The sequence below is a fragment of the Lederbergia citrea genome, from assembly GCF_018343525.1.
Classification (GTDB): Bacteria; Bacillota; Bacilli; order Bacillales; family Bacillaceae_C; genus Lederbergia; species Lederbergia citrea.
Genome location: NZ_JAGYPH010000004.1, coordinates 245781 through 265841, shown reverse-complemented (window position 1 = coordinate 265841; position 20061 = coordinate 245781). Strand labels below are relative to the sequence as shown.

The following is a 20061-nucleotide window of genomic DNA, read 5'->3' as shown; positions in this document are numbered from 1 at the left end:
ATAGATAAAACTAGGATTTGCAAAGGCCCACAGGCAGGTAGAACCCCTTCATCGTCTAGTTGATTTAATAATCAATAATAAAAGGTGATGTTTCTTTTTCTCTCACTTCATTCTGAAAATTCTCTTTCCTATGATAGATAAAGAGAGGTTTAAGCAGTAACTAGGAGGATTTATCTACTTCTATACACATTCTTACATATCCTGTAGGAATAAAGAGGATTACCACTATAAAGAACAGATTGTGCACTTTGTAACAAATTTAAACTTAAGGTATACTTTTTATATAAAGCTTTTTCACAAGAACCTTTTGTAAAGGGTTACCTTTTCCTATTCGGAATTGGATGTGAAAAAGGGTTTTTTTTTGCCAAAAAATCTTATGGAGGTACACATGCTCAAATTTGAAAATGTAAGTAAAGTGTATGATGACGGATTTCAAGCTGTTTCATCTGTGAATTTTGAAATCCAGGAAGGAGAATTTCTTGTTATTATCGGACCGAGTGGATCAGGAAAATCAACGACAATGAAAATGATTAACCGGATGATCCCCCATACGAGCGGTACGATTACGATTGATGGGAATGATGTCACCAAATTGAATGCAGCCGAGCTTAGGCGCAATATCGGCTATGTTATTCAGCACATTGGACTTTTTCCACATTACACAATCGCAAAAAACATCGCAATTGTTCCTGAACTTAAAGGCTGGGATAAAGAGAAAATTAATGACAGAGTACACGAGCTTTTGAAGATGGTGGGGCTTGATCCAGAGGTTTACAGTGACCGATATCCGAAAGAGTTATCGGGAGGACAGCAACAGCGTGTTGGGGTTGCAAGAGCATTGGCTTCAAATCCTCGTGTGATATTAATGGATGAACCGTTCGGTGCACTGGATCCACTTACGAGGGATCAGTTGCAGGGCGAATTGATTTCTTTACATCAAAAACTAAAGAAGACATTTGTTTTTGTTACTCATGATATGGATGAAGCGTTAAAACTTGGTGACAGAATAGCGATTATGAAAGATGGGAAATTACTTCAGATAGATACCCCTGAGAAGTTATTACACGAACCAGCCCACGGTTTCGTAGAGGAGTTCATCGGTAAACATCGGATTATGCAAAATCCGGAATTAATGCCTGTTACCGATGTAATGAATGAAAAAGTTTTAACTTCCCTGCCTCAGCGTTCTCCGGAAAGAGCCCTTTCATTTATGCGTAAACGCCAAGTCAACACGTTAATTATCGTTGATGAAGATGATCGACTATTGGGTATTTTACCAGCCCATGATTTAATCGCCAAGATGAAAGATACGAAATATATTAAGGAAATTATGCTGTCTCCTAAACCATATTTATCCGATTCCGCAACTGCAAGGGATGCCATTATTATGATGGATGAAGCACCAAATGGGATAATCCCGATTGTAGATAAAGATCACAAGGTAATCGGGGTTGTCACACGAGGAACCTTGCTGTCCGCATTATCAAGCCAGTGGACAGAGTTGGAGGTAGCCCAATGAATAAGTTAAATATATGGGAACAATTTATCCAACAATCACAATTGCGTTGGCAAGAAGTATTAATGTCAACATTTACACATATTCAGCTCGTTTTTTTCTCCATGCTGCTTGCTATTTTTATTGGTATTTCCTTTGGAATCTTAATTACCCGTGTACCTTCATTGACTACTGTTGTTTTGGGAGGAGCAGGGATCATGCAAACAATCCCTAGCCTTGCCTTACTCGGATTTATGATACCTATCTTCGGAATAGGGATTAAAACGGCGATTGCGGCTTTATTTTTATATTCTTTGTTGCCAATCATCCGTAACACATACACAGGGATTAAAGATGTAGATAAGGCCACAACCGAAGCGGCTAAAGGTATGGGGATGACAAGCCGACAAATTTTATTTAAGGTGGAACTTCCATTGGCCATTCCGGTTATGATGGCTGGGATTCGTACAGCGGCTGTAATTAACGTCGGTACTGCGACATTGGCCGCCTTTATTGGTGCTGGCGGACTCGGTGATTTCATCTTTTTAGGAATTACCCGTGGAATTGATGGTCTCATTTTACTGGGTGCTATTCCTGCAGCCCTGCTGGCAGTTATTCTTGAAATTGTACTGAGCTCAGTGGAACGCTGGTCAACACCAGAAGGGTTAAGGTGAGGATAAGCTATGAAAAAACGTAAAATTATCATGTTTTTGTTAACGATTATGCTCGTGCTGCCTCTAACCGGTTGTATTCTTAAAAGTGGGGATTCGATCACACTTGGTTCAAGAAACAACACGGAAAGCATTATTTTATCTAATATAATGGCACAATTAATTGAAGCTAAAACTGATATTAAAGTAATAACGAAAGAAAACCTCGGTGGCTCCAACGTTGTTTGGAACGCAATGCTGAACGATCATATTCAAGTGATTCCCGATTATACTGGGACAATCGTGGCGAATTATTATAATGAAACTCCTGGAAATGCGGAAGAAACATTGGCAATGGTGAAAGAATTTGTATCGGAAGACGGGATCAAAGCATTTAACACATTTGGATTTAATAATACGTACACGCTTGCCCTTGATAAAAAAAAGGCTGAAGAACTGAACTTGGAAACATTTAGTGACTTCGCAAAAATATCCGATCAATTTACACTTGGTGCCGTGTTTGAATTTATTGATCGTCCGGATGGATTGCCAGGTTTTAAAAAAGAATATAAGATCAATTTTAAAGATGTGAAAGGAATGGATCACGGTATTATGTATCGTTCCTTCGCCTCGAAGGAAGTGGATGTTATTAATTCTTATACAACGGATGGCCAGCTGCAAATGTATGATTTGAAAGTGCTTGAAGACGATCTATCATATTTTCCGCCATATCACGCTCTTCCACTCGCAAGGAAGGATACATTAGAAAAATATCCCGAATTGGAAGAAGTGCTTAGTTTATTGGCAGGAAAAATAGACGAATTAACGATGCAGGGTATGAATGCGAAAGTAGATAATGAAGGCATGATGGTTGAAGTTGTCGCGAAAGAGTTTTTACAGGAAGTTGGTTTGATTGAATAAATTTATACGTAAATGAGGCTGTCCAAGTGGGCAGCCTCTTTGGTTATGATTGTGGAACATTCTCGATTTCTTCTTGTTGGATTCCAAAATAAGCATCGATAATCATTTGCAATGTATTAGACTCTAATTGCAAGTGATTTATTTTTGAGTCTTTTATCAATTTTTGAGTATTTGCATCTTCAAACACGATGTTACTTTTTAAATATGGATTGAACACTTGAATCATTTCATTCAGTTTTAGCTCATCATCACTCAATTCGTGTAATTCTTGACTTTGTGTAATGAAAAGTTGATCGAATTGCAGAGCTTTTTTTATCATGGACATAATCTCGAAATTAGAAGCGGGTTCGGGATTGATAATATTGTAGATTGTATTCGCTTCTGCTTTGGATACTGCTAAACTTAAGATGTCTGCCACATAGTTAACAGGGACAAAGTTGGAAGTGCCTTCTTTATTTCCTGCTACATAATAAGTCTTCTGCATACTATCTTCATTCCGCATGACTCTTCTTTTAAAAATATCAAGGGCTCGCATAAACCCATATAAAGTAAATTTAGAATCTGCTTCGCCAGTTTCTGAATCACCAACGATGATGGATGGGCGAAAGATTGAAATATCCATCTCATTTGCATAAGAAAATGCCAGATGCTCCGACTTCACTTTGCTTTCTTCATATGGATTATGATATTCACAATCTGGAGAATAGAGCTCTTCTATACCATATTGCATTTTACCTACCGTGTAAGCAGTACTGACATAGAAAAACTTTTCTGTATTCATGCTGTTGGCCAGTTCTAATGCATTGTATGTTCCATCATAGTTGACCGCAAATATTTCCTCATATAAATCAAGGTCAAACTTGACCAAAGCTGCCAGATGATAAAAGATATGAATTTTCCCAGTTAAACTCTCAATTTCGTACTCAGTTAATCCACAAAATGGCTGGGTAATGTCGCCTTTTAATAGATGGATTCTATTTTTCTCATTAGGTGGAAATGTATCAATTAATCGCTTTGCTTTATCTATATCCCTGACAAGTATATATAAATGATGCTTCGTTTCGCTTAATAAATTTCTCAGTAATTTCCCGCCTAAAAAACCTGCGGCTCCTGTTAAAAAAATGCTCAACAATTTCACTCCTAGTTTGCATTCATCGATGTCAACCCTTCCATTATGGCACATAATCACTTCATTTTCGATATAAATGCAAAGAGATTCATTGGTATCTCCTGTAAAAACTACTTATATATCAGTGATATCATAGACATAACTAATGTAAAAGACATATAATAAATGCATATATACATATTTTAGTTTCTTTGTTGTAAAGGGGGGATAGAGATATGTCGATGGCGCGTATCTTAACTGGGCTATGGAAAAATAGCACAGAAACAGGTGATAAGGCGAAGGATCCGCAATTAAAAACACGCTATTATAAGGTTAGTAAGCGCGTTCTTTTGGAAAAAATCAATTTTATCGTCAACAATAAACTTTCTGGGTGGAATATTACTCATTTAGACACTGAGCGCGGTGAAATGTTGATTGAGAAAAAAGGAATGAGACGGAATCAAATCGTCGTTACAGTGTATCAAGTAGAGCCGCTTCGCTGTAGTGTGGATGTTGTCTCAGCTTATGAAGGTTTGGGAGATTTAGGGTTAAGTTATTTTACGGTTCTTAAATTTTTTGAAGTTTTAAATAAAGAAATAGCACCGGAAAGAAAATAAGAGATTGATGCCAGTCCAATTGCAGCTATGCTAGGGCTGGCATTTATTATTATTTAACTAGCAAAAATGGACCGCCCTCGAAAGGTCAGTCCATCTTATACCATACGTCGCAAGATATCTTCACTATTAATCTTATACAAGTTTTTCGAAATTAATTCGTTTGTTCAAGGCGATCATGAGTGGTGCACCCACAATCATTACAACGAATTCCCCAATTGCAACAGTCAACCATGTGAATAAGAAAGGTAAACCGAGTACCAGATTCAGCTCAATTGCAATGATGAACATTGTAAAGGTAAAAATGACTGTATTGAAAATCATGCGCATCCAGATTCCTTTAATAAACCGGGCTGAAACGATTGTAATCGATAAAGCGAGGATTGATTGGCCTACTCCGAAAACTAAATCATATACGCCAAGCGGTGAAAATAAGTTTGTGAGAAAGACTCCAATGACAATCCCGAATATATATTTTTTATTAAAAACGACTAGATGGTTAAACATCTCCGAAACACGGAATTGAATGTTGGTGAATCCAAACGGCGCAATAACTGCTGAGACTGCAATATACAGTGCAGCGATAATCGCGTTTACTACGAGTGTTCTTATATTCATTTTTCTCTCTCCCTAGTTTTTTTCCGTGGGATGGTTGCGAACCACGTTGGGTGTAGACCCAATTTGATATTCTATAATAGATTAGGTGTTTAAGTCAATATAGATCGGTCCTTCCATTTTATGGAGGGCCCGTTTTCTTAATCAATCTTATCGTTGATTGGATTGCCTCTTGTTAGCTGTTCGAACTCTTTCATATCTTCACTTTTTAAATCGGTTACGTGGAAAGGTTTATTGGCTGAATCAATATTCATATTTATCCCCATTTGGGTGCTCTCAGTCGCTGTGGGATCATTAATTACATTTTCCAATTCGCCATCGAAATGAGGTCGGGTTGGGAGCCAACGTTTCGTTTTTTTATTTGGCATGATGATCATCTCCTTCTGCACTTAGGATTGGGACAAATTTAAAAAATATGCATATTTAGTGAAACAAGAGAAATGACCATCGAATGATATAAAATATATAGCCCTTCAAAAAGGTATTCCTCATAGTCATGTCAAATCTAATATTAGGAACACTTTTACCAAAAGGAGGAAAGTATGGATTTCACTATTATCAATGAATCAAAAACTTTTACATTATATGGTTTCTCAACAGTCCATGATGAAAATAAAAGTTACGGCGAGGAGATCATTGCTCTGCTGAACAAAATTTGGCCAAAAGTAGGAGACATGAAACATACGGGCGTTAATCATGCAGTTTATGATGCTGATAATCGTTTGTTTGCTGGGATTGAGTTGATTTCTCCGGAAGAAGGAGATTCAATCTTGGAAAAAAGGGAGATATGTTTTCAAAAATATGCTTACTGCAAACATATCGGTCCTTATAGCAAATTAGGCGATACTTATAATCGTTTTCATTCTTCTATCGAAGCCTTAGGACAACAGCATACGTTTCCGTTAATAGAAGTATATGGGCATTGGAATGAGGATGAATCTAAGCTTGAGACTGAAATTTATAGTAAACTTAAATAATCGACTTTTTGAAAAAACAACTCCGATTCATATTATTGGAATCGGAGTTGTTTTTGTATTTTCATCAGCCATATGTAAGAGGATAAGCCTTAATAGTTCCTTCCGGCTTCTCCAGCGTTTCTGCTATACTACTTATAACAAATTGGTGCGATAATTATTAATTGAAAGGAGATGGCGGTTATGTATTTATCAATCGAAGAAACTGCTGAGTATTTACAGTTTCCTGTATCATATATAGAAAGTCTCATTCAGCAGGGAAAAATTCGCGCTGTTCATGATGGGGAGCGCTATATGATTAATAAAGAACAATTCACTACTCATTTAGAGCAGATGGAAAAGTATAAAAGACAATTAGAGGAATATCTTGCTGAACCATTGCCAGAAGACTTGGATATAAAAGATGAAGATTAATATGAAATGCATTATTACTGTGCTACACTAAAGGGAAGAAGCGTCGGAAGAAAAGGGGATGGAAATGGTTAAAACGGTATTGTTTGATGTTGACGGGGTGTTACTGAGTGAAGAGCGCTATTTTGACATGTCTGCATTAACGGTGTGGGAAGTAATCAACAGCGAAAAATATTTAGGATTAGATTCTGAAAAGTTTAAAACTAACGTGAATGATGAAGAAATAACAATGATTCGTGCGAATATTTTTCAAAATGACAAAGTATTAAAATTAATGAAATCAGGTGGCATTAATTCAAACTGGGATATGATTTATTTGACAGTTAGTTACCAGTTGATTCGTCTATTAGAGCAAGTGAAAGATACCGAAAAGGAAAGTATTGTGAAATGGGTTTCGAATGAAATTGATCGCACCGTTTTGCAAGAAATTGCAGCAGTTTTGAAAGATAAAAGAGTAGAGCTCGATTATTCTGGTTTTCTTACTGATTTTGCATCATCAAACAAGTCTAAAGAAGGTTTGTTTGCACATATTGACAAAATTGCTAAAGAAAAGCTCAATGTCGAAGCGACTGTTTTTGGACAAATCGGTACACTTTGGTCAACTTGTGAGCTGATTGCACAAGAATGGTATGTGGGTGACAAGCATGTTCTAGCTTCAACTGGCAGACCATCAGTGCAAACGGGTAAAAAAGGATTTTTATCCGATGAAAAAACATTGCGTTCCCCTGAAGAAATTGCAGATTTATTCCAATCATTAAAGGATGCAGGTGTTGTCATTGGAATCGGGACAGGGCGTCCGGAACTTGAAACAATTGAGCCTTTTAAACATTTAGATTGGCTTAAATATTTTGATGTGAATAACATCGCAACTGCAGATGATGTTCTAGATGCTGAGCGTAAGTTGCCCGCAGCGCCACCTCTGTCTAAGCCACATCCGTATACATATGTTTTAGCATTATCCAGTAAAACGAAAAGTGCTGAAGAATGTTTAGCAGAAACATTGCCCCTAGAAAACGGAAATGAATTATTAATTGTCGGTGACTCATTAGCGGACTTATTGGCAGCTAGGAAAATGGGGGCTGTCTTTGCAGCTGTGCTTACGGGATTATCAGGAAAAAATGCCAGAGCAGAATTTGAGGAGCATAATGCAGATCATATTCTCGATGATGTTTCAGGAATCAAAGAATTGGTACTTTCTTTAGTAAAATAAAAAAAATTATAATAAACACCGCTGGGGGGCTACGTATCTCCAGGGTGTTTTTATTTTAATAGGTATATGGCGTGTACCGTTAAGTAATAATCTCATATCCTAACTATGAATCTTTTATTAAAGGAGCAATAATTCATGAGGGATAAGTGGAGAGATTACCAGGTGATGGGAGGAGAGGAGACCCTTCATAAATATTTACCGGAAACTCAGTTATTAACGAAGCGATCTTTATGGGAATTTATGAATAGATATAACCAAGTAATAATTAAGCCGCGTCACGGTTATCGAGGTCTTGGTGTAAGCACTATATCCTCTTTAGATAAAGATTTATTCGAAATTCATATTGAAAATAGAAAAATTACTTTAACCGATCGGGAAGAGGTTTATGACTACTTAAAAGATCTGCAAAAATCGCATTATTACAATCGCTATATTGTTCAACAAAGAATTCCACTAGCAACTATTGATGACTGTCCTTTTGATCTTCGAGTAATGGTACAACGCAAAAGAGGCTCCTCTAATTGGGTCGTTACGGGGAAAGCTGCTAAAGTGGCAGCAGAAAACTTTCTCGTTACGAACGTTGCCCAAAATGTTTTGCCTGTAGAAGAAGCTATTCAAAACTCTACTTTATGTCATATCCAACATCAAAGCCTATTGCCTGAAATTGATAATATTGGTATACAGGCAGCAACAAAATTGAATCCTAAATACCGTACCGTAGGTTTTGATATAGGTATAGATCATAACGGAAAGATATGGATTATTGAAGCTAATTTTAACCCTGTTATCTCTATCTTTGATTTATTAATAGATAAAATGATGTATGAAACGATAAAAAAATTTAAAAAGGGATAAAAAAGGAATTATACTAATATTGGTTTATAGTAAAAGCCGTAAATCTCTTATAATAAAAGATTTACGGCTTTTGATTATAAATACCTGTGTCACAAAAAGCGACAAGCGTTTCGTATTATGGTCCGACAGTTTCATTACAATTTCCGATAAAAGTTCTTGGAGAAACACGTGATGTAAAGGTTATTTCAATGGACGTTCCATCTGCACCAACTGCCGATATTTCAACTGTAGCAGTATTACCTACAATAGAATACGAGAAATCAACGGAATATTCCTGATGTGGTATTGCATTACCAGCTCCCTGAGCTGTTCCATTGATTAATGTAGCAAGAGTATGATCAAAACAGCTAATAATCCCGCGTCTTCCTTTTGTTAAATTAATTGTATGACCATTTTGTCTGAAAGTAACATTAAAATTATTAACAGCTGGATTACAGTTTGGTCCACCTGTAAAACATTGTTCTGCTGAAAAGTTGACCCTACCGGTAAAACGACATTCTGGTCCTTGTGGACTTGTCACTATAACGGTGGCGTTAGCACTATGAGCACCTAATCTAAATTTACAAGGACATCTTAAGCCCATCCAATCCCCTCCTTAATATTGATATGTTAATATCATATGCAAAAATAAATCTGTTGAATGGACAAATAGATTAATGTGTTTCATACAAAAAAGGACCAAACTCTTTGAGTTGGTCCTTTTAAAAAACTAGTTATATACCGGAATATTTCCATTTAGTTCAAGAAACTGGGCTGCATCTAAGCCTGGTAATTCAGTTAACGCGTTAATCACATCTTGGTCGGCGGTTTTATCGAGTGTTAATACCATAATTGCATCGCCGCCCACACCGGCACGGCCAACTTGCATCGTTCCGATATTAATATCAAAGCTGCCTAAAGTAGTTCCGACGCGGCCGATCATGCCAGGGATATCGTGATGTGTAATATATAACATAAAATTCTCTGGGCGTACGTCTATACTATAGTCATTTATTTTAACAATCCTTGCCCCGTATCCGTTTAAGACTGTGGCTCCAATATTTGTTTTGGCCTCGCCTCTAAATAATGTTAGTTCTACGTAGCTAGCAAAACCTTTACTCTTCGGAGTTTTGGCAACGTTGGAAGTAACCCCTTGATCTTTTAATAAGTGATGCGCATTGATAAGATTTACAGACTCTCCTAAGTGATGCGATAATACACCCTTAACCATTGTTCGTGTCAATAAATCAGTATCTTCTTTAGCCAGTTCTCCAAAATAGTTAATCTCTACTCTATCCGGAGCTTCTTTTAATAACTGTATGGCGAGTTCGCCCATTTGTTCACCGACTGTGATATATGGCTGCAATTTTTTATGAGTTTCACCAGAGATTTGTGGCATATTGACTGCATGACGAATCGATTGAGTTTCAAAAATATCGATTATCTCTTCACTTACTTCATTAGCAACCTTTTCCTGAGCCTCAACTGTTGAAGCTCCAAGATGCGGTGTTACAATAACGTTAGGGTGGCTCAAAAGCTCAAAATTTGTTGAAGGTTCTGTTTCAAATACATCGAGTGCTGCACCTGCAACCTGACCAGAATTTAACGCGCGGACAAGAGCTGCTTCATCAATAATTCCTCCGCGGGCGCAATTGATAATCCGCACGCCTTGTTTTGTTTTGGCAAAATATTCGTCATTTATGATGCCTCTTGTTTCTTTAATAAGCGGTGTATGAATTGTAATGAAATCAGCCTTACGAGCGATTTCATCTAAAGTTGCTTTCGTGATTCCGAGTTGGTCTGCACGTTCTTCTGTTAAATAGGGATCATATCCAAGAATATTCATACCGAAACTTTTAGCGCGTTTTGCAACGCCAGTACCAATTTTCCCCATACCAACAACACCGAGTGTTTTTTCATATAATTCAACGCCTTTAAACTTACTGCGCTCCCATTTACCTTCAGAGGTAGATGCGTGTGCTTGTGGGATGCTCCGTGCAAGTGAAAGCATCATCGCCATTGTTAGTTCTGCCGCTGAGATTGTATTCGCTCCTGGAGCATTAATGACGATAATTCCTTTTTTCGTAGCTGCATTGACATCGATATTGTCAACGCCAACGCCCGCACGTGCAACGACACGCATGCGGTTTGCATTTTCTAAAATATCTTCTGTCACTTGAGTCGCACTACGAACAATCAGAGCATCATACTCTGGAATCAATTTTTTTAAGTCTTCTGGGGTAAGCCCTGGGATTTTGTCTACCGTAAAATTGGGATGATCGTACAGCGCCTTTAATCCTGTGTCACTAATTGCTTCTGCTACAAGAACTTTATACATGATTGATCCATTCTCCTCTACTTTTTCGTTGCAAGTCCAAATACATCTCTACCTTAAATTAACTTAAAAAATGAAAACGCCCCCATAACAGACGCGTGCGTCTTGTTATGAGGGACGTAATATCGTGGTGCCACCCTCGTTCACTGTAAAAAATCTACAGACTCGAGTCGCTAACGGCTTGCGCCGGGCCGGAGCCAGTTTAGAAGTGCTGAGCATTCGAAGAGTAAACATCGGTTTTCACCAACCACCGACTCTCTTGGAGTTTTCCCTTCATGCCTTCTTCATCATTACTTGTTTCATATTCAGAATTTGTTGACTGTTAATATACAGAACATTCTACCACAACACAATTGTGATGCAAAGAGTAAAAAAAAATAATTCAAAAATACTTGGATATTGGACATTTTTCGACGTGAGGAATGCAAGATTGGTGTAAATGCAATATAGTAGTAAGTAAATATTGAATTTGATCATGACATTTTAGGGGGCAGACTAATGATTCGATTCGGCATAGTCGGAACAAATTGGATTACAGACGAGCTAATTCGTTCCGCATCAAACTTAGCTGACTTTCAATTAAGTGCCGTTTATTCACGCACAGAAGAAAAAGGAAAAGAGTTCGCGGAAAAGCATGGTGTGGATATTGTATTCACGAGTATTGAAGAAATGGCTAAAAGCGAAGTGGTGGACGCCGTTTATATCGCAAGCCCAAACTCTCTTCATGCGGAACAGGCGATTATATTCATGGAGAATGGCAAACATGTGTTATGTGAAAAACCAATTGCGTCAAACCCGGCAGAATTGGCAAGAATGCTTGAAGCTGCAAAGAAAAATAACGTTTTGCTTATGGAAGCCTTAAAGACAACATTGTTGCCAAACTTTATATCCATTCAGGAAAACATACATAAAATCGGTAAGGTAAGAAGATATTTCGCGAGTTTTTGTAAATATTCATCTCGATATGACGCTTACAGAGAAGGAACTGTATTAAATACTTTTAATCCAAAATTTTCCAATGGGTCTTTAATGGATTTAGGAATTTACTGTCTCTACCCGCTCGTAGTTCTATTTGGAGAGCCAAAGAATATAATAGCGAATGCTGTCATGCTTGATTCCGGTGTTGATGGGGGTGGGAGCTTAATTTTACAATATGATGATTTTGAAGCTGTACTGATGCATTCAAAAATCATCGATTCCCATCTACACTCGGAAATTCAGGGAGAAGAGGGAAGTATCATCATTGATGAAATATCCACTCCAGAACAAGTGGAGATACGCTATCGAAATGGGGAAATTGAAAAAATTAGTGAGCCATCTAAGTTCCCTTCTATGTTTTATGAAGTGGAGGAATTTATTGGCTTAATAAAATCCGAAACATATGAATCTCAAGTTAACTCACATAAAAACTCGATGATTGCTGCTCGGATTCTTGCAGAAGCAAGAAAACAAATCGGTTTAGTTTATCCAGCTGATTTATCCAAATGATTAAATGACTGCTGAGTAAGTCAATTTGTTTAAACTGCGTATAGGGCCTTGCAAGTGTATGGAAGATAAGGTCATTAAATCAGGAAGACGGTGATAAAAATGGCATTGGAAGAATATTTAATCCAAAAAACATACTATGAAGAAACGTTTATGAGAGAGTTTAGCGGAGAGAATCCGGCGAAACTACTAGGACAATTATTTTTTGCTGAACAAAAAAAAGAGCTTTCAGATTTAAATAGCATTCGCTTTGCACAAGGAGAAATCTATTACCAATTCCAAGATTTCGAATCTGCTATTTTTAAATGGGAAAATATTCATAATGAACTGGAACCATGGGCGAAGAAAAACATGGCAGATGCCTATTTTGAATTAGAACTCCTAGATACGGCAGAAGATATCTACCTTTCTATTAAAACGGATTCTCTTGTCTTAAACTCGGAAATTACTTTGCAGCTTTTCGGTTTATATTTAGCTCAGGGGAAACTTCAGGAAGCAGATCAAATGATTAAAAATGGTGTGATTTTGAACCCGGATTACCCAAATGTTACGAATTTAGCGCGTGCTTTTTTTGAAAAACAGCAAGATTGGAACAGTGCAGTTGAGCTGGCTGTAAGGGAAAGTATTCGAACGGAGTCTCCGGAGTGGTTTGAAACTTTAAGTGGTTATGTTGACAAAGGATATACGAGCATGTATGAACCTGCCTACTTTATTGAATCAATGGCTGTTTTAGCGAGTGTTGACCCTTACCAATTTGAAAGGTCTGCGGTGGGATTATGGTCAAGCTATCAGCATGAGAAATCATATTTAGGATGGCTTCAAGAGATAAACCGTTTAGTGGAGAGCCTCGAGGAGATCCCGGATTGGAGCATACTTCCGAAATTTTATAAGGAAGCCTATTTAGAGTTGATCAGTGGTTCATACTATATTTCTGAGATCGCCGACATTGTTCCGAGTTTATTGGAAGTATGGTTGAAAATTACTGATTCTAGAAATGCATTTTTCGCTTCTGCTGCGGTGTTGGCCTGGAACGACCATTTTCCCGGAAGAATTAGTACTCAAGTAGTTGAAAATGCCGAGACTATCTTGTCCAATACAAGTAGTAATAGCGATATTTTGCACGAAAGCCTAGAGTTTTTCCATTTAATTAAAGATTGGGCAGATGAGCAGAAAATTGAAATTGATGAAAGATATGACTGGATTATTCGCCAAATTGCCGACGTTGGGACACAGCATGTTTTAATCGGCGGTTCTGAAGAAAGTGGAAAAGAATTATTTGTTTCATCAGTTCTTGGTGAAAATGATATAAATACTATTCCGATTTCTGGATCAACCTTGTTTAAAGCCGACAGTCAAACATCCATTCATGCTGTCACAAAGACGGGAGTTGTCCCTGTATCTACCCAACAAGATTTTGATCATATCGTTGGAAACCCCAATATGATTCTCGATGTGGCATTAACGAATCAATTTATGGCTGAAAATAAGATGGCAATTATTTATCTTCACGACTTTAATTGGAGCGAGGAAGAGGTCAATGAGTTACCTTATTTGACTCGACTGGCAGATAGCTTATTATTCTTACTAAACCCTAAAGCTCCCTTTACTAATCATGAGCGATTATTACTTATGAAAATGAAAGAGCAAATGCCTGAGTTACGTGTGGATTTCATTTTGAATTTACGTGATACGAATAATGCGGAACAGGAAGCATTGGAATTACTGTATGAAACTAAGCAACGGATAAATATTTACTTCCCTGAAGCGGAATTGCTTGCTTATTCACCTGAGCAAGATCGTTCCAATCAATTAGATGTAATGTCTGAATTCAGTAAGGGTGGAGTGGCAGATGCCCGAATCGCCAAGATATTATTTTTCATAAAAAGCACGATTACCCACTTATTGCAGCAACAAATAAAAGCTGAAAATGAACTATCAGAAGCCATTCAAAGGGATGAAGATGTTTTAACAAAGTTACAAGGTTCCATTCATCAATTGCATGATATAGAAGAGGAAAAAATTCGTGTGATCCAGGAGGCATATCTATCTATTAAAGAAGAGATTAAAGCTGATCTTTTAAAGACGATACCAACCCTTATTAAGGATTCAACCGAGATTATTAAAGAAGATAGTGATTTCCGAAAAATCCATCTTGAACTAAATGCTGAGATGAATGAACGGGTTAGTTCCTACTTAAACAAGACGGTTCTTCCAATTTATATTAATTCGCTTCAAGACTGGATCACTTTTTCTAAGAGCGAGTTATCCGAAAGCCAAGAACGTATGACGGAATGGGAAGAGGGATTCAACGTCTTGCTAGGAGAAGAGCGAATGAATCTCGTTTGCGACTTTCAAATTTTCGATGATTGGAACAGGGATGCGGATCGTATGACTAGTACGATTCAGATTGATAAGGAAAACATTTTGCTGCGAAGAACCCCAACTCAAGTATTGTTAAAGGGTGCGGGTAAATTATTCGGAGCTCTTCCAAAAAATAATGCTGTGCTGGCAAATACGTATAAAAATTTCATTCAAAATGAAAACTACCTTGAAGCTTCAGAGTCTATTGCAGAGAAGTTCTTTCGCCAGTTTGAACTATTCGAGAAAGCAATCGGACGAGATATTCATATCTTTTTTAGAGAACCATTCAGTGTCTTGAAAAACACCTTGGGAGAAATCCATGAAGAAACAGAAACAAATAAGGCAGCTCTAGCCGAAATAAAAACAAATCCGGAGGCGTTTCGTGACCCGTTAACCGTATTTGAAGTGCGTCTACGCCAATATGAATGGATGAACTATGCGGAACAGCCTATTGGCAGTCATTATAAAAACTGAGCCGAAACTGTTATTTCTAAGGGGGAAATATAATGAAGATTGCATTGGTAGCCCATGATAAAAAGAAGAATGATATGATCCAGTTTGCGACGGCATATAAACTGATTTTGGAAAGGCATGAGCTATATGCAACCGGCACTACGGGAACAAGAATCATGGAGGAAACAGGTTTAGATATAAATCGATTCCAATCAGGACCGCTTGGCGGTGACCAACAAATAGGTGCATATATTGCTCAAAATGACATGGATATGGTTATCTTTTTCCGTGACCCTTTAACAGCACAGCCACATGAGCCAGATGTTTCGGCCCTTATGCGACTTTGTGACGTATACGGCGTACCATTAGCAACAAATATGGGAACGGCAGAAATCCTAATTCGCGGACTTGAAGAAGGCCATCTTGACTGGCGGTAATTTAAAAAACACAAAAAGCAGAACCGTGGAAAACTCCAATGGTCCTGCTTTTTTCTATTCGACAAAATTCGGTGGGTGACAGGCACGGCCCGGATTTTGTCGAATTTTCTTAATGGAAGTTTCTATTATTTGTCAGAATGTGACTAATGACCTATGTATGTTTATGGTGTTATACTTATAATAGTCTTATAATCTATGAGGCTTTTAGAAGGCATATTTTTATAAGGAGATGGAACAGTGAAGTCAAATTCCAGAATCGCATCGAAGATCGTTCCTTTAGCCATTGGTTTTGTCGTAGTCGTAGCATGCATCGTGTGGGCAGTTTTGGCAACGAATAAAGGGACTGTCATTCCATTTTCAGCCATTGAAAAAACCATTCAGGCTCAAAATGGCGAGCTGGTAACCCTTAAAGAAATGTCAGACGGCACACTTTATATAGATACTCCAGACGGCAAGTTTGTTTCTTACTTTCGGCCAAATAGCCCATTAGTGGAAGAGCTTGTTGGGAAATATAATATTAGCTATAAATATTCAAATGGTAGCCAAGCTGGTAATTGGATCATCGGAGGAATTGTTCTTCTTTTGCTTGCAACGGCGATTGTCATTCAAAGAAAAGGAGGGATTGGAGTAGCTAAAATGAAGCACAGTACTTCCAAGGCATTGCCACTTCCATCCATTACACTGGATGATATCGGTGGATTACCAGACGAAATGAAAGAAGAAATTCATCAAACATTGGAAATTATTAAAGACCCCGATCGTTCGGCTAAAATTGGTATAAAAGCACCGAAAGGGATTTTACTATACGGACCTCCTGGAACAGGAAAAACCTTGCTGGCACAAGCAATCGCACGTGAAATCGGAGCAAGTTTCTATTCGGCAAGTGGATCTGCATTTACAGAACTATTTGTTGGTGTTGGTGCTTCCCGCGTGAGAGGATTGTTTGAAAATGCAAGAAAGCAAACACCTGCTGTTATTTTTATTGATGAAGTGGATGCACTTGCAGGCAAGCGGAAGCAGCACGGTGGTGAAGAAGCGGAAAAAACATTGACGGAACTTCTTGTTCAGCTCGATGGTGGTCATTCGAATGACGGCATTCTTTTCATCGCAGCTACAAACCGTAAAGATATGTTGGATGATGCATTTCTTCGTCCCGGAAGAATTGATTTTACTTTCCAAGTACCGCTGCCGGATACGAAAGGCAGAAAAGAAATTATTAGCATTCATACAAAAGGAAAGCGCCTTTCAGAAGATGTTTTTGCATCCTTAAATACATTGGCTGAAAGCACATCTGGTTTTTCAGGAGCACAAATCAGCTCATTATTTGAATCAGCAAGCAGGAGGGCTGTTCGTGAAGGCCGCGATGAAGTGGATATGGGAGATCTAGACTACGCAATTGATCGGACCATTCTCGGAAGTACTTCTCGAGCATTGAATGACCTTGATACAAAGCGACGTGTTGCCATTCATGAAGCAGGTCATGCGTTGATTCAAGAATTAACAAAGCCCGGGTCAGTCCGAAAAGCAACAATTATCCCGCGTGGACAGGCTTTAGGTTATGTGGCTCCTATTCAGAAAGAGCTCCATTTAACAACAACAAGTGAATTATTGGATCAAGTCAGCATGATTCTCGCAGGTGGTGTAGCTGAGCGTCTATATCTCGGTGAACATAGCATCGGAGTAAGCGGTGATGTTCAGCAGGCGAAACATATTTTAGAGCAAATGGTTGATACAGGCATGCTCCAGGACGGTTTCACATTGACGTTCCAGAAACAGGAAAGAGAAACGAAGATGCAGGAACTGTTCGAGAAGGCTTTGGAAAAAACCGAGTTGATGATTAACGCAAATAGGTCGGAATTTGATCATTTGGTTGAAGCTCTTTTAAAAGAAGAAACCTTGGATGGATCAGAAGTTCAAGAAATTGTAAATGGCGGAACATTGTCTGAAGAAGAACTAGCATATATTTAATAAAGAAAACCCCTCTTTTGGATCCGGTTGGAGACCAAAAGGGGGGATTTTTTGCATTTAGTTTTGTAATAATTGTAACTTTTCTGTAACGAATTTCTCCGACAAGTGCATTACGATATAACATAGAAACATGTTGAGAGGATGAAAGTGAGTGAAGAAGACACCAAGAAAACGCCTGAAATTGACCCGGTTGGGGAAAATAACAGCAGGAGTGCTAATTTTATTAGTTATGTTATTAATCTATTTCCTTTTGGGTGGAATAGATGGGAAAAATGCAGAAGCAGGAAAAGGCAAACAAATAACAGCAGAAAGTAAAATGATGCAAAATGAAGGGGAAGTAAATAAAAGCAAAAACGAAACAATTCTTATTGATAAAGAGAAAAATAATGAGATTGATAGTAATAAAGGAATTAGTTCAAAGGATAATCATAAGATAATAGAGCCTTCTGGTGATAAAAAGAAGAAGGTGAAGCATACAGCGAAAAAACAGTCCAATGAACAAGCCACCCTAAAAACAGGGAAGGTAGTATATTTAACGTTTGATGATGGTCCCAACCCAGTTTCACTAGACATTTTAAAGCTATTAAAAACATACAATGCGAAAGCAACATTTTTCATGCTAGAACCAAATATGAGAAAAAATCCGAAAGTTGTAAAGAAAATGGTGAAAGAAGGCCATACAGTAGGGGTTCATGGTGTCACGCACGATGTATCAAAGGTTTATCGATCTCCAGCTAATTTTGTAGATGAAATGAAGCAGGCAATTGGATTTATCCAAGAAACAACCAATGTCAAAACCAACCTTGTCAGGGCTCCATATGGCTCTAAGCCTTATATCACTCCACCATTTCAAGCCGCTGCTGATCAAGAAGATTTTATTCTTTGGGACTGGAATATTGATTCCATTGATTGGAAATTAACAAATGGGGAATATATCCAAAAGGTGAAACAACAAACGATGGAACTGACCGACAAGGAACCACTTATTGTATTAATGCATGAAAAGGATTCAACTTTAGCCCATTTAGAAGATTTGCTAACATTTTTTAAAGAAGAAGGATATGAAATGGAAGCATTAAACGAAACGATGGATCCGGTTCAGCTCAAATAAAATCCCCTTCACTTTTCGGAAAATATACAAAATCTATGCATTAAATGAACACTAATTTAGGTTATGATGATAAAGAGTCATTTTATATTCTCATTATGATGGAGGAGATAGATTTTGAAAACTAAATTATGGCCTTTATTCATCGGATTAGTTGTTCTCATATTAGCCGCGTGCGGCAATGCAGGAAAAGACAGTGGTTCGAATGATGATATTCCACAACTACTGGAAGTTCAGCTTGAAGTTCAAGAAAGTGCTGATGTAAATGAAATGATTCCCTTTAAAGCGCTTGTCACCCAAGGTGATGAAAAAATTTCAGACGCTGATGAAGTGGAATTTGAAATATGGGAAGAAGGAAAAAAAGAAGATAGCGAAATGTTAGAAGCAAAAAATAATAAAGACGGTACATATGAAGCTGAAAAAGCGTTTGAACATGACGGCGTTTTTACAGTCCAAGTACATGTAACAGCAAGAGGGTTACATACGATGCCTAAAAAATCGGTAACTGTTGGTGAGGGAGCCTCAGATGATCATGACCATGGAGATCATGAACACGGGGACCATGATCATGGGGAGCATTCACATACAGAAGGCTTTAGTATGCATTTTGTGGAACCTGAAGGGGTAGAAAAAGGGCAAGAAACAAAGTTAGTTGTCCATTTACAGTTAGAAGACCATCCGATGGAGAATGCACGAGTCCGATATGAGATTTGGAACGATGACATCTCTGATAAACATGAGTGGGTTGATGCTGAAGAGTCTGTTGCAGGTGAATATAGTGCAAACTTTACATTTGAGGAAGCAGGCACTTATTCAATCCAAATTCACGTTCAAAATGATGAAGGACTGCACGAACACGAGGAACATGAGATTGAAGTAAAATAAATAAAAGCTGCCGAACGAGAATCTCGTCGGCAGCTTTTATTATTACTATATTGGATATTCGAGAGGAAATACTGCTAGGATGCGCTGTAATCAAATTGTAAAGTTGTTTGAAAAAGCTAGTGGGGTCAAGGCTTTTGGTATGTATGACATTGCGACTGGAAAGATTTCCCGCAAAGAACCTAAACTTTTCTATGATA

The 20061-nt window shown here is 37.9% G+C and carries 19 protein-coding genes and 1 riboswitch; of the genes, 14 read left to right on the top strand and 5 right to left on the bottom strand.

Going from position 1 to position 20061, the window contains the following annotated elements:
• Window positions 1-388: 388 nt before the first annotated feature.
• The 3 genes from KHA88_RS18445 to KHA88_RS18435 are packed head-to-tail and all read left to right on the top strand — an operon-like array spanning window position 389 to window position 3066.
• Complete coding sequence (locus KHA88_RS18445) at window positions 389-1519, top strand: betaine/proline/choline family ABC transporter ATP-binding protein (protein WP_213099589.1); 1131 nt, start codon at window positions 389-391, stop codon at window positions 1517-1519.
• Entirely contained in the window at window positions 1516-2169 is a 654-nt protein-coding gene (locus KHA88_RS18440; RefSeq protein WP_213099590.1) for an ABC transporter permease, read from the top strand. Before KHA88_RS18445 ends, KHA88_RS18440 begins: the two co-directional genes overlap by 4 nt.
• Before the next feature lie 9 nt (window positions 2170-2178).
• Window positions 2179-3066 carry a glycine betaine ABC transporter substrate-binding protein gene (locus tag KHA88_RS18435; protein WP_213099591.1) on the top strand — a complete coding sequence of 296 codons (888 nt, stop codon included), beginning with the start codon at window positions 2179-2181 and terminating at the stop codon, window positions 3064-3066.
• Window positions 3067-3109: 43 nt separating this feature from the next.
• Here the strand turns inward: KHA88_RS18435 and KHA88_RS18430 are convergent, their stop codons facing one another.
• Window positions 3110-4195 (bottom strand): SDR family oxidoreductase, encoded by a 1086-nt coding sequence (locus KHA88_RS18430; protein WP_213099592.1) that lies wholly within the window; start codon window positions 4193-4195, stop codon window positions 3110-3112.
• Window positions 4196-4410: 215 nt separating this feature from the next.
• Here KHA88_RS18430 and KHA88_RS18425 point away from each other — a divergent pair, with 215 nt between their 5' ends.
• A complete protein-coding gene (locus tag KHA88_RS18425; protein ID WP_213099593.1) occupies window positions 4411-4791 on the top strand; it encodes a hypothetical protein in 381 nt (126 codons plus the stop codon).
• Window positions 4792-4923: 132 nt separating this feature from the next.
• Here the strand turns inward: KHA88_RS18425 and KHA88_RS18420 are convergent, their stop codons facing one another.
• Both KHA88_RS18420 and KHA88_RS18415 read right to left on the bottom strand, forming a co-directional pair.
• On the bottom strand, window positions 4924-5406 hold the full coding sequence (locus tag KHA88_RS18420) for a QueT transporter family protein (protein ID WP_213099594.1): 483 nt from the start codon (window positions 5404-5406) through the stop codon (window positions 4924-4926).
• Window positions 5407-5412: 6 nt separating this feature from the next.
• Window positions 5413-5457: riboswitch (PreQ1 riboswitch) on the bottom strand.
• A gap of 86 nt (window positions 5458-5543) precedes the next feature.
• On the bottom strand, window positions 5544-5771 hold the full coding sequence (locus KHA88_RS18415; RefSeq protein WP_213099595.1) for a hypothetical protein: 228 nt from the start codon (window positions 5769-5771) through the stop codon (window positions 5544-5546).
• 174 nt (window positions 5772-5945) lie between these two features.
• Here KHA88_RS18415 and KHA88_RS18410 point away from each other — a divergent pair, with 174 nt between their 5' ends.
• From KHA88_RS18410 to KHA88_RS18395, 4 genes are all read left to right on the top strand, one after another.
• Complete coding sequence (locus KHA88_RS18410) at window positions 5946-6380, top strand: GyrI-like domain-containing protein (RefSeq protein WP_213099596.1); 435 nt, start codon at window positions 5946-5948, stop codon at window positions 6378-6380.
• Window positions 6381-6560: 180 nt separating this feature from the next.
• Entirely contained in the window at window positions 6561-6791 is a 231-nt protein-coding gene (locus KHA88_RS18405; protein WP_213099597.1) for an excisionase family DNA-binding protein, read from the top strand.
• A gap of 58 nt (window positions 6792-6849) precedes the next feature.
• On the top strand, window positions 6850-7998 hold the full coding sequence (locus KHA88_RS18400; protein WP_249313316.1) for an HAD family hydrolase: 1149 nt from the start codon (window positions 6850-6852) through the stop codon (window positions 7996-7998).
• A gap of 135 nt (window positions 7999-8133) precedes the next feature.
• Complete coding sequence (locus KHA88_RS18395; protein ID WP_213099599.1) at window positions 8134-8853, top strand: YheC/YheD family protein; 720 nt, start codon at window positions 8134-8136, stop codon at window positions 8851-8853.
• 115 nt (window positions 8854-8968) lie between these two features.
• Here KHA88_RS18395 and KHA88_RS18390 read toward each other — a convergent pair whose 3' ends face one another.
• Together KHA88_RS18390 and serA are read right to left on the bottom strand one after the other, a co-directional pair.
• A complete protein-coding gene (locus KHA88_RS18390) occupies window positions 8969-9436 on the bottom strand; it encodes a hypothetical protein (protein WP_213099600.1) in 468 nt (155 codons plus the stop codon).
• A 126-nt stretch (window positions 9437-9562) separates the two neighbouring features.
• Window positions 9563-11170 carry a phosphoglycerate dehydrogenase gene (gene serA, locus KHA88_RS18385; protein WP_213099601.1) on the bottom strand — a complete coding sequence of 536 codons (1608 nt, stop codon included), beginning with the start codon at window positions 11168-11170 and terminating at the stop codon, window positions 9563-9565.
• Window positions 11171-11665: 495 nt separating this feature from the next.
• Between serA and KHA88_RS18380 the strand changes: the two genes are divergently transcribed.
• From KHA88_RS18380 to KHA88_RS18355, 6 genes are all read left to right on the top strand, one after another.
• Window positions 11666-12655, top strand: coding sequence for a Gfo/Idh/MocA family protein (locus KHA88_RS18380; RefSeq protein WP_213099602.1), 990 nt, complete (start codon window positions 11666-11668; stop codon window positions 12653-12655).
• A 90-nt stretch (window positions 12656-12745) separates the two neighbouring features.
• The gene (locus KHA88_RS18375) at window positions 12746-15487 is read left to right on the top strand and encodes a tetratricopeptide repeat protein (RefSeq protein ID WP_213099603.1); all 2742 of its coding nucleotides are present in this window, start codon (window positions 12746-12748) and stop codon (window positions 15485-15487) included.
• Window positions 15488-15519: 32 nt separating this feature from the next.
• The gene (gene mgsA / locus KHA88_RS18370; RefSeq protein WP_213099604.1) at window positions 15520-15903 is read left to right on the top strand and encodes a methylglyoxal synthase; all 384 of its coding nucleotides are present in this window, start codon (window positions 15520-15522) and stop codon (window positions 15901-15903) included.
• Between the two features lie 237 nt (window positions 15904-16140).
• Window positions 16141-17871: an AAA family ATPase gene (locus KHA88_RS18365; RefSeq protein WP_213099605.1), complete on the top strand. Its 1731-nt coding sequence runs from the start codon at window positions 16141-16143 to the stop codon at window positions 17869-17871.
• A gap of 151 nt (window positions 17872-18022) precedes the next feature.
• Complete coding sequence (locus KHA88_RS18360) at window positions 18023-18982, top strand: polysaccharide deacetylase family protein (protein ID WP_213099606.1); 960 nt, start codon at window positions 18023-18025, stop codon at window positions 18980-18982.
• A gap of 114 nt (window positions 18983-19096) precedes the next feature.
• A complete protein-coding gene (locus tag KHA88_RS18355) occupies window positions 19097-19864 on the top strand; it encodes a FixH family protein (RefSeq protein ID WP_213099607.1) in 768 nt (255 codons plus the stop codon).
• The last annotated feature ends 197 nt before the right edge of the window (window positions 19865-20061 follow it).

What these genes read in the sequence shown, in the direction of transcription:
- KHA88_RS18445 (WP_213099589.1), top strand. Translation starts at nt 389, where the DNA reads ATGCTCAAATTTGAAAATGTAAGTAAAGTGTATGATGACGGATTTCAA.
- KHA88_RS18440 (WP_213099590.1), top strand. Translation starts at nt 1,516, where the DNA reads ATGAATAAGTTAAATATATGGGAACAATTTATCCAACAATCACAATTG.
- KHA88_RS18435 (WP_213099591.1), top strand. Translation starts at nt 2,179, where the DNA reads ATGAAAAAACGTAAAATTATCATGTTTTTGTTAACGATTATGCTCGTG.
- KHA88_RS18425 (WP_213099593.1), top strand. Translation starts at nt 4,411, where the DNA reads ATGTCGATGGCGCGTATCTTAACTGGGCTATGGAAAAATAGCACAGAA.
- KHA88_RS18420 (WP_213099594.1), bottom strand. Translation starts at nt 5,406, where the DNA reads ATGAATATAAGAACACTCGTAGTAAACGCGATTATCGCTGCACTGTAT.
- KHA88_RS18415 (WP_213099595.1), bottom strand. Translation starts at nt 5,771, where the DNA reads ATGCCAAATAAAAAAACGAAACGTTGGCTCCCAACCCGACCTCATTTC.
- KHA88_RS18410 (WP_213099596.1), top strand. Translation starts at nt 5,946, where the DNA reads ATGGATTTCACTATTATCAATGAATCAAAAACTTTTACATTATATGGT.
- KHA88_RS18405 (WP_213099597.1), top strand. Translation starts at nt 6,561, where the DNA reads ATGTATTTATCAATCGAAGAAACTGCTGAGTATTTACAGTTTCCTGTA.
- KHA88_RS18400 (WP_249313316.1), top strand. Translation starts at nt 6,850, where the DNA reads ATGGAAATGGTTAAAACGGTATTGTTTGATGTTGACGGGGTGTTACTG.
- KHA88_RS18395 (WP_213099599.1), top strand. Translation starts at nt 8,134, where the DNA reads ATGAGGGATAAGTGGAGAGATTACCAGGTGATGGGAGGAGAGGAGACC.
- KHA88_RS18390 (WP_213099600.1), bottom strand. Translation starts at nt 9,436, where the DNA reads ATGGGCTTAAGATGTCCTTGTAAATTTAGATTAGGTGCTCATAGTGCT.
- serA (WP_213099601.1), bottom strand. Translation starts at nt 11,170, where the DNA reads ATGTATAAAGTTCTTGTAGCAGAAGCAATTAGTGACACAGGATTAAAG.
- KHA88_RS18380 (WP_213099602.1), top strand. Translation starts at nt 11,666, where the DNA reads ATGATTCGATTCGGCATAGTCGGAACAAATTGGATTACAGACGAGCTA.
- mgsA (WP_213099604.1), top strand. Translation starts at nt 15,520, where the DNA reads ATGAAGATTGCATTGGTAGCCCATGATAAAAAGAAGAATGATATGATC.